The organism is Aeribacillus sp. FSL K6-3256 (assembly GCF_037965805.1).
In the GTDB taxonomy this organism is placed as follows: domain Bacteria; phylum Bacillota; class Bacilli; order Bacillales; family Aeribacillaceae; genus Aeribacillus; species Aeribacillus composti.
This window is the reverse complement of record NZ_CP150188.1, coordinates 2,604,177-2,620,360: the sequence shown is the minus strand read 5'-3', so window position 1 is coordinate 2,620,360 and position 16,184 is coordinate 2,604,177. Positions and strand designations below refer to the sequence as shown.

The following is a 16,184-nucleotide window of genomic DNA, read 5'->3' as shown; positions in this document are numbered from 1 at the left end:
TTGAGAGGCCAGTGGGCATATGTCGCGATTTCCGCATTGTTGGCGATTGTTTCCGCTACCTCTTTTCCTTCCCTTCTTCCTTTTTTCATTTTTGCTGCACTTCTTTTTTTCTTATGGCTTCAACATAAAAGGAAATTAGCTTTCATCGTTGCTTGCTCGTTTTTGTTCATGCTTCCATATTTTCATTGGTATGATCAACAAAATAAAACAAATTATCACGAAGGCATGTTATCAGCAAAAGGAAAGGTAATCTCCTCTCCTGAAATCGACGGGGATCTGATGACATTTGCGGTCGAGACGAATCAGGGAGAAAAGCTGACGGCCCATTATACATTGAAAACAAAACAAGAGATGAAAAGTACAAATAATATACGGCCAGGTGATATATGCAATTTTTCAGGAAAGCTTGAAAAACCGAAAAATAACACAAATGAAAATGCGTTTAATTATAAGCGCTATTTGTATTTTCAGCAAATCCACTGGCTGTATAAGCTCGACAAAATCGGGCATTGTACATATAAGCCGTCATGGAAAGATCATTTGGAAAATTACCGGCAAAAAATGATTGAATGGATTCATCATAAATTTCCAGAAAAAACAGCCGGCTTCGTCCTTGCTTTGACGGTAGGCTATCAGAACAATATTCCAGAAGAAGATCTTGCCGCTTATCGAAAGCTAGGGATTGTTCATATTCTTTCGATTTCAGGTCTTCACGTAAGCATATTAATCGCCTCACTTTACTTCTTCCTTTTGCGGCTGGGCATTTCAAAAGAACAAACCATTATGATTTTGATTTGCTTCCTCCCCTTTTATGCATTGTTAACAGGAGGAGCTCCGCCTGTCGTCCGCGCCTCTCTTATGGCAGCACTGATCATGGGAGGAACACTTTTTAAACAAAATATGCCCCTTTCTGATTCAATCTCATTCAGCTTTCTTCTCATGACATTTCTTGACCCGTATGAAGTTTTTCATCTTGGATTTCAGCTTTCTTACGCAGTCACATTTTCACTAATTTTATCAAGACAAATCTTTCAAAAATGCAGGAATTCATTGCAATTGTTGGCAGCAGTTTCATTTGTTGCCCAAACTGCTTCACTGCCGATTATATGCTACTATTTTTATCAATTTTCTCTATTGAGCTTTATCATGAATATTATGTTTGTGCCGCTATACACGTTCTTTTTGCTGCCGCTTACCATGATCACCCTCATTTTAACCGTAATTTCTTCTTCCATCGGTTCAATATTTGTTTCCCTTCTTCACACTTCTTTTACTTTGTCGTCCAAAACAGCATTATTTTTCAGTAATTTGCCTTTTTTCATGATAACAACTGGAAAACCGACTGTTTATTTATTTTTGCTGCAATGCGTCATTTTTATTTCTGTTTTCTTTCAAATGGAGCATAAGCCGATGAAAAAATGGGGAAAACCGATATTGTGCAGCAGCTTGCTCACTGCATTGCTTTTGATAGCAGGGAAAATGACCATGCCGGGAGAAGTAACAGTTCTTGATGTCGGACAAGGAGACAGCATTTTTATTAGAGAGCCCGGCTTAGGTAACAGTTATTTAATTGATACAGGAGGAATGGCTGTATTTGAAAAAGAAAGCTGGCAGATGCGAAAAAAACCGTTTTCCATCGCATTGGACGTCCTGATCCCTTATTTACAGTCGAAAGGGGTAGAGGAAATTGAAATTTTGTTTTTAACTCATGGAGACTATGACCATATCGGCGAGTCATTAACCTTAATCAAACAATTTCGAGTAAACAAATTGGTTATTCCAAAATATTTTTCCAGAGAAGAGCTTGAAAAGCAAATAGTAAAAGAAGCGAAAAATCGAGGAATTGAAATATTTGAATTAGAAGCAGGAGATCGGATCACAGGCAGAACAGCTTTCCACGTTCTCTCTCCTTTCACAAAATCGGATTCTAAAAATAATGATTCTCTCGTCCTAATGGCAAAAATAGGCGGGTTGCGCTGGCTGTTTACCGGTGATCTTGAAGAAAGCGGAGAGCGGCACATGATTAAACAATATCCAAAAATGACTGCGGATGTGGTCAAAATCGGGCATCATGGAAGCAGAACTTCGACTAGCGATATATTTTTACAAACAATTGATCCGAAGATCGGGGTCATTTCAGCAGGAAGAAACAATCGTTTCGGACATCCTCATCAAGAAGTATTGAATCGATTAAAAAAACAAAACGTATCCATTTTTCGTACAGATCAACTGGGTGCTGTCCAATACAAATATCGAAAGTCTCAAGGAACCTTTTTATTCTACCCGCCATACGATACATTAACAAAATAGGGCAGTTTTGACAGCTTGAAAATGGAGAGATGATTGGACGGCTGGGTCCGGATTGTACAAGGAGCAAAAAGAAAGAGACTGCCGTTTGCAGCCTCTCTCTTTACGAGCCGATCAATTTAATCGCTGTTGCAATGATAAACAATGTGGCAAAAAAGCCAAAAGAAACAATAAAACCGACGGCAGAATCAACAGCATCATTACGTTTGCTTACATTTTGTTCAAATTCGTTCATCTATACCCCTCCTCATCGTCATAAGTAGTATAAGCGATTTCAGCAAAAAAATCTACATTCTTAAAAATGATTCATGTTAACGATTAACAACTATATTCTTTTTCGAAAGGGAGAATATATGAATGGGTAATCGTTTTTTTGTAAGTGTCCCGGGGCTTACAAAAAACGTTCATATAAATCGGAGGATTGGCTTCGCTGCCAATTCTCCATTATGTTGAAGTGTTGCGAAAAAATTTTTTTCCATATATGATGAATGAAGCACACTTCATTTTTTAGGGGAATCTTAAGATGATTGTCGATTTATGGAATTCATTTAAAAAGAAACAATTTCAGTCTCTTTATTTATTTTATGGAAAAGAATCATTTTTATTAAATGAAACAATTCGCAAATTGTTAACCGAGGCAATTAATGAAGACGAACGGGAATTTAATTATTCCGTCTATGATATGGAAGAAACAAATATAGAAACGGCTGTTGAAGATGGGGAAACGATGCCGTTTTTAGGTGAACGCAGGATGGTTGTTGTGAAAAATCCTTATTTTTTGACGAGCGAAAAGAAAAAAGAAAAAGTGGAGCATAATCTTAAAAAACTTGAACAATATGTAGAAAATCCTGCCCCGTTTACTGTTTTTGTCTTTTTGCTTCCACATGAAAAAATTGATGAAAGAAAAAAGCTGACAAAACAAATAAAGAAAGCGGCAACAGTAGTTGAAATGAATTCCTTTTCAGAAGAGGAAACTGTCAAATGGATAAAGGAAAAAGCGGAAGCAGAAAATGTGGCGATGGAAAAAGAAGCGATCGATGAGCTTATGGAAAAAACATCTGGCAACTTAATGATCATAGATAAAGAGATGGAAAAATTATGTGCATATGTTGGAAGCGGAAATAAGTTGACTGCAGAAATGGTCAAGCAGCTCGTCGCACGCTCGCTTGAACAAAATGTTTTTGATTTAATTGATGCCGTCGTCAAAAAGAAAACAGAAGAAGCCTTTAAAATTTTTTATGATTTGTTAAAAATAAACGAAGAACCGATTAAAATTTTAAGCCTCCTTACACAACAATTCCGTCTATTATATCAAGTGAAGCAGCTTTCGAAATCCGGTTACGGACAGGATCGGATGGCGTCATCCTTAAAGGTTCATCCGTTTCGCATTAAGCTGGCTTTAAAACAGGAGAAGCAGTTTTCTGCCAGTGAATTGCAGAGCATCATAAAAGCTCTTGCGGAGACAGATTTTGAAATAAAAACAGGAAAAAAAGATAGACAATTAGCGTTAGAGTTTTTGCTGCTGAAGCTGTTTCAGCAAGAAAAAAAGCAATCAACAAGCGGGATAAAAGCTTGATGATTGCTTTTATTTTTATGCTGATAAGCTGTTTAATTTTTTAGCTAAGCGTGATTTGAAACGAGCGGCTGCATTTTTATGAATGATTCCTTTGGAAGCAGCTTTATCAATTTTTTTCGCAGCTACTTTAAACGCTTCTTTTGCTTGTTCAACATCTTTATTTACAACGTACGCTTCAAACTTTTTAATTGCTGTACGCATAGCCGATTTCATTGATGTATTGCGGGCACGGCGTGTTTCATTTGTTTTCATTCGTTTAATAGCGGATTTAATGTTAGCCATTGTTTCACCTCCTACTGACTATATAAAATCAAAGCTGCCGCATTCTTTTTTGGATATAGAACAAAAGTTATTCTATCAAACGGTTTTTTCTTTTGCAATACTAATGTAAATGAAATCCCCCTTTGAAGCTAAGAAATGGGATGAAATGAAATGACTTTGGAAAAAATAGATAAAAATGAACTTGGGGTGACAATGATGAACAATGCGCTTGATTTAAGCAAATATTCAATCAGAACGGATTTGGCGCTTGAAGCGAGAGATTTGGCCCTTGAAAAAAAGAAAGAAATGGAAGGGGTCATCGTTCAAGAAGAAGAGGAAGACGGTATGAAAATTGTCCATATGGACATTACGGATAAAGGTGCTGAGACAATCGGCAAAAAGAAAGGCAAATATTTAACGCTGGAAGTGCAGGGAATCCGCAATAAAGATACCGAACTGCAGGAAAAAGTAATCAAAATGTTTGCAAAGCATTTCAGTTCTTTTTTGGAACAGCTGAAAATTTCTAAAGATGCAAGCTGCTTAGTGGTCGGTCTTGGCAATTGGAATGTCACTCCAGATGCTTTAGGCCCTTTAACATGTGAAAATTTATTGGTCACAAGACATTTGTTTCAGCTTGAACCAGAAAACGTCAAAGAAGGCTATCGACCTGTCAGCGCCCTTGCACCAGGAGTGATGGGGCTAACGGGAATTGAAACATCTGATATTATAACGGGAGTTGTAAAACAATCAAAACCTGACTTCATTATTGCCGTTGATGCATTAGCTGCAAGATCAATAGAGCGTGTAAACAGCACAATACAAATTGCCGATTCCGGCATCCATCCTGGATCCGGCGTAGGAAACAAAAGAAAAGAATTGAGTGTGGACACGATAGGCGTTCCGGTTATATCAATCGGAATTCCGACAGTAGTTGATGCTGTAACGATAACTAGTGATACGATTGATTTTATATTAAAGCATCTCGGCAGAGAAATGCGGGAAGGAAATCGCCCAAAAAATGCGTTGGCTCCGTCTTGGTTTAGCTTTGCTGAAAAAAAGAAGCTGACGGATGAAGATTTGCCTGAGGAAAAAGAGAGAAAGCAGTTTTTAGGGATAATCGGTACCCTGGAAGAAAATGAAAAGAGAATGCTGATTCATGAAGTGCTGAGTCCACTTGGACATAATTTAATGGTAACACCAAAAGAAGTAGATATGTTTATTGAAGATATGGCGAATGTGCTTGCGAGCGGTTTAAACATGGCGCTCCATTCCGCGGTGAATGAGGAAAATACCGGGGCTTACACACATTAAAAACAAAGTAAAAGTTCTATTCCTCCCAGTGCTGTCATACATATTTTGTAGACAAGCCTTGGAGGAGGATTTTCATGAAGCATCGCAGAATGGTCGTAACAGTTGATAGGACAAGCTTAAAAAAAATCATCTTAGCGGGATTTTTTTTAATCATTTTTATGTTTTTCATTACAGGGCTTTTGACGTCGATTAAGATTGAATATCGTCCCGCCTCTAGTTCTATTCATGAAATCACGGGAAATATAAACGGCAGAATGTTTCTTCATTTATTAAACTTTGAAAACCATTATTTTTCTCAAGGATTAGAAGAAAGTAAACCGGATTTTTCAGTTTCTTCCGTCCTTTTTCAATTAACGACAAGCATAAATCCTGATGATCCGCGCAGCTTGCTCGGACGGGAGCTTCCAGGGTTTACTTTGTTCGATGGCGACATCATTGTGGCTGGAGAAGGGACGAATTATACGAACATGCCGATTGAATCCGCTCCCCCGACAGAAGTGCTTTTAGAGGAAAGGGAAGCTTCGATTGACAAGCTTGAAGATGTGGAAGGCGAGGAAAAGCCAAAACAGTCTCCTAACTTAACAACAAATGGAAAAAAAGTCGTATTTATTTATCATACTCACACGACCGAATCTTATTATCCTTTATTAAATGGGGCAAAATCTCCTTTTCATTCAAAGGCGAATGTCACATTAGTCGGAGAAAAGTTTGGACAAGAGCTTGAAGAAAGAGGAATAGGAGCGGTTGTGGACAAAACGAATTTTCAAACTGTATTAAATGAGAAAAAATGGAAATATTACAAATCATATGATGCATCAAGACCTGTTGTTCAAGAAGCATTGGCATCGAATCGAGATCTTCAATACATTTTCGACATCCACCGTGATTCACAAAAAAGGGATAAAACAACCATTACGATTAATGGAAAGAGTTATGCCAAAATTGCATTTGTAATTGGCGGGAATAATCCAAATGCTGATAAAAATAAAAAAATTGCACAAAATTTGCACAAATTGTTTGAAAAGAAATATCCGGGCTTAAGCCGTGGTGTGTTTTCCAAAAAAGGCGAAGGAGTTAACGGCGTTTACAATCAAGACTTATCAGAGAATTCGCTGCTGATTGAATTCGGGGGAGTTGATAATAACATGGAAGAACTCAGCAGAACTGTCGAAGCTGTTGCAAACATATTTAGCGAATATTATTGGCAGGCAGAAAAGGTGAGCGGGAGCGTTCAGAACGAGTGACGGCTTGAAAGGAGGAATGTTTGATGGCGAAGTTTATGGCCAAAAGTCTGCTTCTAACCTTCATTATGTTTTTAGGAGTAATAATTGGCATACAGCAAGCGAGCCATGGCATTCAACAAATGAGAGGCTATGAGACGGAAGAGACAGTCGAAGCCGTTCAACTAAAGCAAAAGGACGACGGAAAACTGGAAGCCACGATTTTGGGAAATCAAGTGACAAGCCACGATTTACAAAAAAAGCAGGAGCAGCTTGAAAAAATAGAGGCATTCAATTTCTTCTCTCAAATTGGAAAATCGCTTGCGAATCTAGTGCAAAAAGGAACATCAGCGATCATTGAAGGAATATTGGAGCTGATTGAAGCATACACCTAAACAAATTTAAAAGAAAGACTTGAAGCAATCCGCAGGTCTAGTCTATTTCAAAACAGGGTTCAGACAGTCATTCTGATCCCTGTTTTGCGTATTCAATCACAGAATAAATTTTCATTGAATCTCCAATTTTCTACTGATATAATCAAAGCTAGTGTAGTTGGCTAGTAGGAGTGGTGACAAAAATATGAAAAGGGAAGAAAAATTAGAACGCCAGAAGAGAATTCGCAATTTTTCCATCATTGCTCATATAGATCACGGGAAATCAACACTAGCTGACCGGATTCTGGAAAAAACAGCTGCTGTTACCCAAAGGGAAATGAAAGAGCAGCTGCTCGATTCGATGGATCTTGAACGCGAAAGAGGTATAACAATTAAACTGAATGCGGTTCAGTTATCATATAAAGCGAAAGACGGGAATGAATATATTTTTCATTTAATTGATACCCCTGGACATGTTGATTTTACGTATGAGGTTTCGAGAAGCTTGGCTGCCTGTGAAGGCGCCATTTTAGTTGTGGATGCGGCGCAAGGGATCGAAGCGCAAACGCTGGCGAACGTCTATTTAGCGATTGACAACGACTTAGAAATTTTGCCTGTTATTAATAAGATTGACTTGCCGAGCGCTGAGCCTGAACGAGTGCGACAAGAAATTGAAGACGTGATTGGGCTTGATGCTTCTGAGGCTGTGTTGGCATCAGCAAAAGCAGGAATCGGCATCGAAGAAATTTTAGAACAAATTGTTCAAAAAGTCCCAGCTCCGCAAGGTGACCCAGACGCACCGCTCAAAGCGCTTATATTTGATTCTCTGTATGATGCATACCGTGGAGTTGTTGCTTATATACGCGTTTTTGATGGTACGGTAAAAGTCGGAGACCGTATAAAAATGATGGCGACGGGGAAAGAATTTGAAGTAACGGAAGTCGGTGTATTCAAGCCAAAAGCGCATCCTGTACAGGAGCTCACGGTTGGCGACGTCGGTTATTTAACGGCTTCCATTAAAAATGTCAGTGACACACGAGTTGGTGATACGATCACTAGCGCTGTCAATCCGGCTGCCGAGCCACTGCCGGGGTACCGAAAATTAAATCCGATGGTCTTTTGCGGGATGTATCCAATAGATACGGCAAAATACAACGATTTACGTGATGCTCTTGAAAAATTGCAGCTGAATGACTCCGCATTGCAATTTGAACCTGAAACATCGCAAGCGCTGGGCTTTGGATTTCGCTGCGGCTTTTTAGGTCTGCTGCATATGGAAATCATCCAAGAGAGAATTGAAAGGGAATTTCATATTGATTTAATTACGACGGCGCCTAGCGTTATTTATCATGTTTATTTAACAGACGGCAGCATGGTTCAAGTTGATAACCCTTCGAACATGCCGGATCCGCAAAAAATTGACCGAATAGAAGAGCCTTATGTGAAAGCCGGGATTATGGCTCCAAACGACTATGTTGGTGCGGTGATGGAGCTTTGCCAAGGAAAACGCGGCCAATTCATAGATATGCAATATTTGGATGAAACGAGAGTCAATATTGTTTATGAAATCCCCCTTTCGGAAATCGTTTATGATTTTTTTGATCAGTTGAAATCAAGCACAAAAGGGTATGCTTCGTTTGACTACGAACTCATTGGCTACAAACCTTCAAAACTTGTGAAAATGGATATTCTTTTAAACGGGGAGAAAATCGATGCTTTATCCTTCATTGTTCATCGTGACAGCGCCTATGAACGCGGCAAAGCTATCGTTGAAAAATTAAAAGAGCTTATTCCAAGGCAGCAATTTGAAGTTCCTGTTCAGGCTGCAATTGGAAACAAGGTCATCGCACGTTCAACGATTAAAGCTTTACGTAAAAATGTGTTGTCAAAATGTTACGGTGGAGATGTGTCGCGTAAACGGAAGCTTCTTGAAAAACAAAAAGAAGGAAAAAAACGAATGAAACAAGTCGGCTCTGTCGAAGTGCCGCAAGAAGCCTTCATGGCTGTGCTGAAAATGGATGAAAACCAAAAATGATGTTGACGAGTGCCGCAGCCATTGCTGCGGCATTAGCGCTTTGGAAAGGCAGGAGAATGAAAAATGGCTGAAGCCGCGTATATTCATATCCCGTTTTGCGAACAAATATGCCACTACTGTGATTTCAATAAATTTTTTTTACAAAACCAGCCTGTTGATGACTATTTGCAAGCACTGCGTTTGGAAATGATAAAGGCAATGGAGGATCAATTATTAAATGAAGAATTAAAAACGATATTTATCGGCGGCGGTACGCCTACTTCCCTGTCAGCCAAACAGCTCGATCATTTAATGGAGAGCATACATCAAACTTTGCCGATGCAATCCGTAGTTGAATTTACAGTTGAATGCAATCCAGATCAATTAACGATGGAAAAGCTGTCTGTATTGAAAAACGCCGGAGTCAATCGCCTATCCATCGGAGTGCAAGCCTTTCAAGATTCATTACTGAAAAAAATTGGAAGGACTCATAATAAAGAAACAGTATTTCAAGCAGTTGAACGGGCAAGATCGCTAGGCTTTGAAAATATTAGCATAGATCTTATGTACGGTCTTCCCGGCCAAATGATAGAAGAATGGAAAGAAACTCTTTCCGTTGCATTTTCATTAGAGGTCCAGCATATGTCTGCTTATTCGCTAATCGTAGAACCGAAAACGGTGTTTTATAATTTAATGCGAAAAGGAAAGCTTTTGCTTCCTTCTCAAGAGGAAGAGGCGTTTATGTATGAGACCGTTATGAATGAAATGGAACGGCACGGATACCATCAGTATGAATTAAGTAATTTCGCACGCAAAGGCTTTGAAAGCAAACATAATTTAACGTATTGGTATAATAACCATTACTATGGATTTGGAGCTGGAGCACACAGCTATTTGGACGGGATCCGGCGGGAAAACGCTCGACCGCTGAAAAAATATATTGAAATGATTTATAAAAATAATGGAACGGCTTTTGTTTCGGAGAATATGCTGACAAAAGAAGAAATGATGGAGGAAGAAATGTTTCTCGGATTGCGGACGATTAGAGGGGTTTCCAAAAAACGGTTCCGAGATAAATACGGATTAGATGTTGGGGAAGTATTTGGCCCGCAAATTGAAGAACAATTAAGAAAAGGTCTTTTATCTGAAAGTGCATCACATCTTTTTTTAACAAGAAAAGGAATGCTTTTAGGCAATGAAGTATTTCAAGCATTTCTCGCAGTTAGTTAATTGACAATTCTTCTTTCATTTGATAACTTTATCATAGAATTAGCACTCGAGTAATATGAGTGCTAACAGAGGTGATGTTCCTTGCTGACAGATCGTCAATTATTAATTTTGCAAATTATAATTGATGATTTTATTCAATATGCTCAGCCGGTTGGCTCCCGTTCTTTATCGAAAAAGGAATCGATTACGTTCAGCTCGGCTACAATCCGAAATGAAATGGCGGACTTGGAAGAATTAGGATTGATTGAAAAGACCCATACGTCATCAGGCAGAGTGCCGTCCGAAAAAGGGTATAGATACTATGTCGACCATTTATTGTCACCAAAAAAATTAACGAAAAAAGAAATTATGGCGATAAGATCCATTTTCGCCGAGAAAATATATGAATTAGAAACGCTTGTTCAAAAATCAGCTCAAATTTTATCTGAGCTTACAAGCTATACAGCGATTGTTTTAGGTCCGAAAGTTTCGGAGAACCGACTCAAACGTTTGCAAATCGTTCCAATTAACGAAGATAAGGCGGTTGCCATATTTGTAACTAACACAGGCCATGTTGAGAATAAAATGATTACTTTTCCAGAAAAAATAGACATGAGTGAACTGGAAAAAATCGTAAATATTTTAAATGAAAAGCTTGCCGGCGTGCCTCTAAGCGAATTAAAGGATAAAATATACAAGGAAATTGCAAACATTTTACGGAAGCATATTAGAAATTATGATATTTTATTAAAATTGATTACTGGCACGCTGAATGTAGGTCACGAAAAAATATATTTCGGAGGAAAAACGAATATTTTGAGCCAGCCGGAGTTCCGCGATGTCTCTCAAATTCAAACATTTTTAGATTTCATAGAACAAGAAGATGAACTGTATGATTTGCTAAAGACAAACCCGTCAGGCATTACGGTGAAAATTGGCACGGAAAATAAAATATCTGCTATGGAAAACTGCAGCTTAATTACTGCCACCTATTCAATTGGCGAGAAGCAAATCGGCACAGTCGCGGTGCTCGGCCCGAAACGAATGGATTATTCAAGGGTCATCAGCCTTTTAAAATTTTTCTCGAAAGATTTATCACAAGTTTTAACAAAGCTATATCAAGGATAGGATGGGGGAATTCTCCATCCCTTTTCCTTTGCACTTTAAGGGAGGTGAAATGATGGCAAACGATCAGACTGAAAAAGAACAAACAATCCAAGAAGAAGTTGAATACAATAACGAGAAAGCCGAAAACGAGAAAGAAGAAATGCCTGATCAAGAAGAATTGCGCCAAGAGGGCAGCCAAGAGGAAAAAGGTGAAGAACAATCTTCTTCAAATGCTGAAGAGGAATTGGTGAAAGCGAATGAAAAGATCGCTGAGCTTGAGGCAAAGCTGGAGGAAATGGAAAATCGCATGCTCAGAGCTCAAGCCGATTTTGAAAATTTTCGCCGGCGCAGCAGGCTTGATATGGAAGCACAGCAAAAATATCGTGCGCAAAGTTTAATATCAGATCTTTTGCCTGCAATTGATAATTTTGAACGGGCGTTGAGAATTGAGGCAGAGGATGAAAAAACAAAATCCGTTTTGCAGGGCATGGAAATGGTTTACCGTCAGATCCTTCAAGCACTTGAAAATGAAGGAGTTGAAGTGATCGAAGCGGTTGGGAAACCGTTTGATCCGCACCTTCATCAAGCGGTAATGCAAGTGAAAGACGAAAATTTCGAATCCAATGTTGTTGTGGAAGAGCTGCAAAAAGGCTACAAACTGAAAGACCGGGTTATTCGACCATCTATGGTAAAGGTTAATGAGTAATTACATATGATAATTAGCAGGAGGTTGTGATATATGGGTAAAATCATCGGTATTGACTTAGGAACAACGAACTCTTGTGTAGCGGTTCTGGAGGGCGGCGAACCGAAAGTGATTCCAAACCCAGAAGGAAACCGGACGACACCGTCGGTTGTTGCATTTAAAAACGGCGAGCGTCAAGTAGGTGAAATTGCAAAACGCCAAGCGATCACGAATCCAAATACAATTATTTCTATTAAACGCCACATGGGAACTGACTACAAAGTGGAGATTGACGGAAAAAAATATACGCCGCAGGAAATTTCTGCTATTATTTTGCAGCATTTAAAATCGTATGCAGAAGATTATTTAGGGGAAAAAGTAGAAAAAGCTGTCATTACTGTTCCTGCCTATTTTAACGATGCTCAGCGCCAAGCAACAAAAGATGCAGGAAGAATAGCCGGTCTTGAAGTTGAACGGATTATCAATGAGCCGACTGCAGCTGCTTTAGCTTACGGTCTTGACAAAATGGATGAAGATCAAACCATTTTAGTTTATGACTTGGGCGGCGGTACATTTGATGTGTCCATTCTTGAACTTGGGGACGGTGTTTTTGAAGTAAGAGCAACAGCGGGCGACAACCATCTCGGCGGTGATGACTTTGACCAAGTCATTATTGACTATTTAGTAGATCAATTTAAAAAAGAAAATGGCATTGATCTTTCCAAAGACAAAATGGCTCTGCAAAGATTGAAGGATGCTGCGGAAAAGGCGAAAAAAGACTTATCAGGCGTAACATCAACACAAATTTCTTTGCCGTTTATTACTGCAGGTGAACAAGGACCGCTTCATCTGGAAGTGACATTAACGCGGGCAAAATTTGAAGAATTGTCTGCGCATCTTGTAGAAAAAACTATGGGTCCTGTTCGCCAAGCATTGAGCGACGCTGGTTTAACGAAAAACGATATCGATAAAGTAATTTTAGTCGGAGGCTCCACTCGGATTCCTGCTGTTCAAGAAGCGATTAAAAAGGAAATTGGCAAAGAGCCTCATAAAGGCGTTAACCCGGACGAAGTCGTTGCGTTAGGTGCTGCAATTCAAGGCGGTGTCATCACAGGTGATGTGAAGGACGTTGTGCTCCTAGACGTTACTCCATTATCGCTTGGAATTGAAACGATGGGCGGAGTGTTTACAAAACTGATTGAACGGAACACTACGATCCCAACGAGCAAGTCGCAAATCTTTTCAACTGCTGCTGACAACCAAACTGCGGTCGATATTCACGTTCTGCAAGGGGAACGTCCGATGGCTGCTGACAATAAAACATTAGGACGCTTCCAATTAACAGATATCCCGCCTGCGCCGCGAGGAGTGCCGCAAATCGAGGTAACGTTTGATATCGACAAAAACGGAATTGTGAACGTAAGTGCTAAGGATTTAGGAACTGGAAAAGAACAAAAAATTACAATTAAATCATCCACGGGATTATCCGAAGAAGAAATTGAGCGCATGATTAAGGAAGCGGAAGAAAACGCTGAAGCTGACAAAAAACGAAAAGAACAGGCAGAATTGAGAAATGAAGCTGACCAGCTTGTCTTTACGACAGAAAAAACATTAAAAGAGCTGCAAGGAAAAGTTGACGAAGCAGAAGTGAAAAAAGCAAACGAAATAAAAGACGCATTAAAAGAAGCGATTGATAAAAATGATTTCGATCAAATAAAAGCGAAAAAAGAAGAACTTCAAGAAATCGTTCAGAACCTTTCTGTAAAACTTTATGAGGAAGCGGCTAAACAAGCACAGACAAATAATCAACAAAATAATTCTGAAAACAAAAATAAAAATGACGATGATGTGATTGACGCTGAATATAAAGAAGTAGATGACAAATAAAATGTTTTAATCTGAAAATGGATAAGTCAAAGTCAGGCATGTCTTGACTTTGACTTTTTTCAGTAAAGGCGGTTAACAGTTGCTTTCTTCCGTTTGTCAATGTTAAAATTTACTCTATGTGAGAAATCGGGAGTGTGAATATATGGCGAAGCGTGATTACTATGAGGTGCTTGGAGTTAGTAAGAACGCAACAAAAGAGGAGATTAAAAAAGCCTATCGCAAGCTGTCCAAAAAATATCATCCGGATATTAACAAAGACCCAGACGCGCCCGAAAAATTCAAAGAAGTAAAAGAAGCGTATGAAGTGTTAAGCGACGACACAAAAAGAGCCCAATATGACCGCTACGGTCATGCAGGTGCTACTCAAGGCTTCGGCGGCTTTAACGGTGAAGAATTTGAAGCGGATTTCGGGGGATTTGGATTTGATGACTTATTCAGTTCGATCTTTGGCGGAGGAAGAAGAAGAGATCCGAATGCTCCTCGAGCAGGTGCAGATATTCAATATACGATGACGATTTCATTTGAAGAAGCTGCGTTCGGAAAGGAAACGACAATTGAAATTCCTAGCGAAGAAACATGTGATACTTGCCACGGTTCAGGAGCGAAACCTGGTACTACTCCGGAAACTTGTCCGCATTGCGGAGGTTCGGGTCAAATCAGCTCAGAGCAGCGAACAGCTTTTGGTGTTTTTGTGAATCGGCGCGTTTGTTATCAATGTAACGGAACAGGTAAATTTATCAGACATCGCTGTACAACTTGTGGCGGCAGCGGAAAAGTGAAGAAACGCAGAAAAATCCAAGTAAAAATTCCAGCTGGTGTAGATGACGGTCAGCAGCTCCGCATACAAGGGAAAGGAGAGCCGGGAATTAACGGCGGTCCATCAGGTGATTTATATATTGTTTTCCACGTACAGGAACACGAATTTTTCGTCCGCGATGGTGATGACATCTATTGTGAAATGCCACTGACATTCGCACAAGCTGCGCTTGGAGATGAGATTGAAGTTCCTACTTTATACGGTAAAGTGAAATTAAAAATACCTGCAGGCACGCAGACAGGCCGAAAATTCAGACTGTCTGGAAAAGGGATCAAAAATGTTCACGGCCATGGCATAGGAGATCAATATGTAACTGTTCGCGTCGTTACACCAACTAACCTTACGGAAAAACAAAAAGAATTGCTGCGGGAATTTGCGGCTATCAGCGGGAATCAACCTGATGTACAGGAAGAAAGTTTTTTTGATAAAGTGAAGCGGGCGTTTAAAGGAGATTAAAGGATTGGGGTTACTAAAATGAAGTGGTCAGAGATTAGCATCCATACAACGGAAGAAGCGGTTGAACCTATCTCTAATATTTTACATGAAGCGGGTGCTGGTGGAGTAGTTATTGAAGATCCGTATGATCTTATAAAAGAAAGAGAAGATCAATATGGAGAAATATATCAGCTTGATCCTGAAGACTATCCTGATGAAGGTGTCATCATTAAAGCGTACCTTCCTGTGAATAGCTTTTTAGGCGAGACGGTGGAAGGGATAAAAGAACGGATAAATAACCTGCTGTTGTATGATATTGATTTGGGGCGGAACCATATTACAATTAGTGAAGTTAATGAGGAAGAATGGGCTACCGCTTGGAAGAAATATTACCGTCCTGTGAAGGTTTCAAAAAAATTTACGATTGTCCCCACATGGGAGCTGTATGAACCTGCTCACACCGATGAACTGATCATTGAATTGGATCCTGGTATGGCGTTTGGAACTGGAACCCATCCAACAACAGTTCTCTGCATACAAGCACTTGAAAAAAAGGTGCAAAAGGGAAATATTGTAATTGATGTCGGTACAGGGTCAGGCGTATTGAGCATCGCGAGTGCTTTGCTGGGGGCCGATAAAGTCATCGCACTTGATTTGGATCCAGTTGCAGTGGACAGCGCGCGATTAAATGTTAAATTGAATAAAGTGCAGCATCTTGTTCAAGTCAAGCAAAACAATTTGTTGGACGATATCGATGTTAAAGCAAACGTAATTGTTGCAAACATATTAGCTGAAGTCATATTGCGATTTGTTCGTGATGCGCATGAGCGTTTAGAAAACGGCGGTTATTTTATTACTTCCGGAATTATTCAAAACAAAAAACACGAAGTGGAGCAAGCTTTAATCGAAGCTGGTTTTACGATTGAAGAGACGATGACGATGGAAGATTGGGTCGCCTTTATCGCAAAAAAATAGAGGGAT

At 39.5% G+C, this 16,184-nt stretch carries 14 protein-coding genes; 12 read left to right on the top strand and 2 right to left on the bottom strand.

The genetic code is table 11. The features are described from left to right. Positions 1-2,310 carry a DNA internalization-related competence protein ComEC/Rec2 gene (locus NSQ84_RS12615; RefSeq protein WP_327873388.1) on the top strand — a complete coding sequence of 770 codons (2,310 nt, stop codon included), beginning with the start codon at positions 1-3 and terminating at the stop codon, positions 2,308-2,310. Between the two features lie 100 nt (positions 2,311-2,410). Here the strand turns inward: NSQ84_RS12615 and NSQ84_RS12610 are convergent, their stop codons facing one another. Further along, positions 2,411-2,542, bottom strand: coding sequence for a YqzM family protein (locus tag NSQ84_RS12610; protein WP_065095531.1), 132 nt, complete (start codon positions 2,540-2,542; stop codon positions 2,411-2,413). Between the two features lie 288 nt (positions 2,543-2,830). Between NSQ84_RS12610 and holA the strand changes: the two genes are divergently transcribed. Beyond that, complete coding sequence (gene holA / locus NSQ84_RS12605) at positions 2,831-3,883, top strand: DNA polymerase III subunit delta (protein WP_339211953.1); 1,053 nt, start codon at positions 2,831-2,833, stop codon at positions 3,881-3,883. A gap of 15 nt (positions 3,884-3,898) precedes the next feature. Here the strand turns inward: holA and rpsT are convergent, their stop codons facing one another. Continuing rightward, a complete protein-coding gene (gene rpsT / locus NSQ84_RS12600; protein WP_063388018.1) occupies positions 3,899-4,165 on the bottom strand; it encodes a 30S ribosomal protein S20 in 267 nt (88 codons plus the stop codon). Between the two features lie 195 nt (positions 4,166-4,360). Here rpsT and gpr point away from each other — a divergent pair, with 195 nt between their 5' ends. The 10 genes from gpr to prmA all read left to right on the top strand — a co-directional run bounded on the left by gpr (position 4,361) and on the right by prmA (position 16,178). Further along, positions 4,361-5,455: a GPR endopeptidase gene (gene gpr, locus NSQ84_RS12595; protein ID WP_327873399.1), complete on the top strand. Its 1,095-nt coding sequence runs from the start codon at positions 4,361-4,363 to the stop codon at positions 5,453-5,455. A gap of 74 nt (positions 5,456-5,529) precedes the next feature. Continuing rightward, on the top strand, positions 5,530-6,699 hold the full coding sequence (locus NSQ84_RS12590) for a stage II sporulation protein P (RefSeq protein WP_063388019.1): 1,170 nt from the start codon (positions 5,530-5,532) through the stop codon (positions 6,697-6,699). Positions 6,700-6,722: 23 nt separating this feature from the next. Then, positions 6,723-7,070 carry a DUF3679 domain-containing protein gene (locus NSQ84_RS12585; RefSeq protein ID WP_063388020.1) on the top strand — a complete coding sequence of 116 codons (348 nt, stop codon included), beginning with the start codon at positions 6,723-6,725 and terminating at the stop codon, positions 7,068-7,070. A 184-nt stretch (positions 7,071-7,254) separates the two neighbouring features. After that, positions 7,255-9,084 (top strand): translation elongation factor 4, encoded by a 1,830-nt coding sequence (gene lepA, locus NSQ84_RS12580; protein ID WP_327848029.1) that lies wholly within the window; start codon positions 7,255-7,257, stop codon positions 9,082-9,084. Positions 9,085-9,147: 63 nt separating this feature from the next. Next, positions 9,148-10,293 carry a radical SAM family heme chaperone HemW gene (gene hemW / locus NSQ84_RS12575; RefSeq protein ID WP_327873390.1) on the top strand — a complete coding sequence of 382 codons (1,146 nt, stop codon included), beginning with the start codon at positions 9,148-9,150 and terminating at the stop codon, positions 10,291-10,293. 81 nt (positions 10,294-10,374) lie between these two features. Continuing rightward, entirely contained in the window at positions 10,375-11,400 is a 1,026-nt protein-coding gene (gene hrcA, locus NSQ84_RS12570) for a heat-inducible transcriptional repressor HrcA (protein ID WP_063388023.1), read from the top strand. Positions 11,401-11,452: 52 nt separating this feature from the next. Then, positions 11,453-12,085: a nucleotide exchange factor GrpE gene (gene grpE / locus NSQ84_RS12565; protein ID WP_268753470.1), complete on the top strand. Its 633-nt coding sequence runs from the start codon at positions 11,453-11,455 to the stop codon at positions 12,083-12,085. Positions 12,086-12,118: 33 nt separating this feature from the next. Then, positions 12,119-13,951, top strand: a complete 1,833-nt coding sequence (dnaK, locus tag NSQ84_RS12560; protein ID WP_063388025.1) for a molecular chaperone DnaK — start codon at positions 12,119-12,121, stop codon at positions 13,949-13,951. A 142-nt stretch (positions 13,952-14,093) separates the two neighbouring features. Beyond that, complete coding sequence (dnaJ, locus tag NSQ84_RS12555) at positions 14,094-15,224, top strand: molecular chaperone DnaJ (RefSeq protein ID WP_063388026.1); 1,131 nt, start codon at positions 14,094-14,096, stop codon at positions 15,222-15,224. A gap of 18 nt (positions 15,225-15,242) precedes the next feature. Continuing rightward, positions 15,243-16,178: a 50S ribosomal protein L11 methyltransferase gene (gene prmA, locus NSQ84_RS12550; protein WP_063388027.1), complete on the top strand. Its 936-nt coding sequence runs from the start codon at positions 15,243-15,245 to the stop codon at positions 16,176-16,178. Positions 16,179-16,184 lie beyond the last annotated feature (6 nt).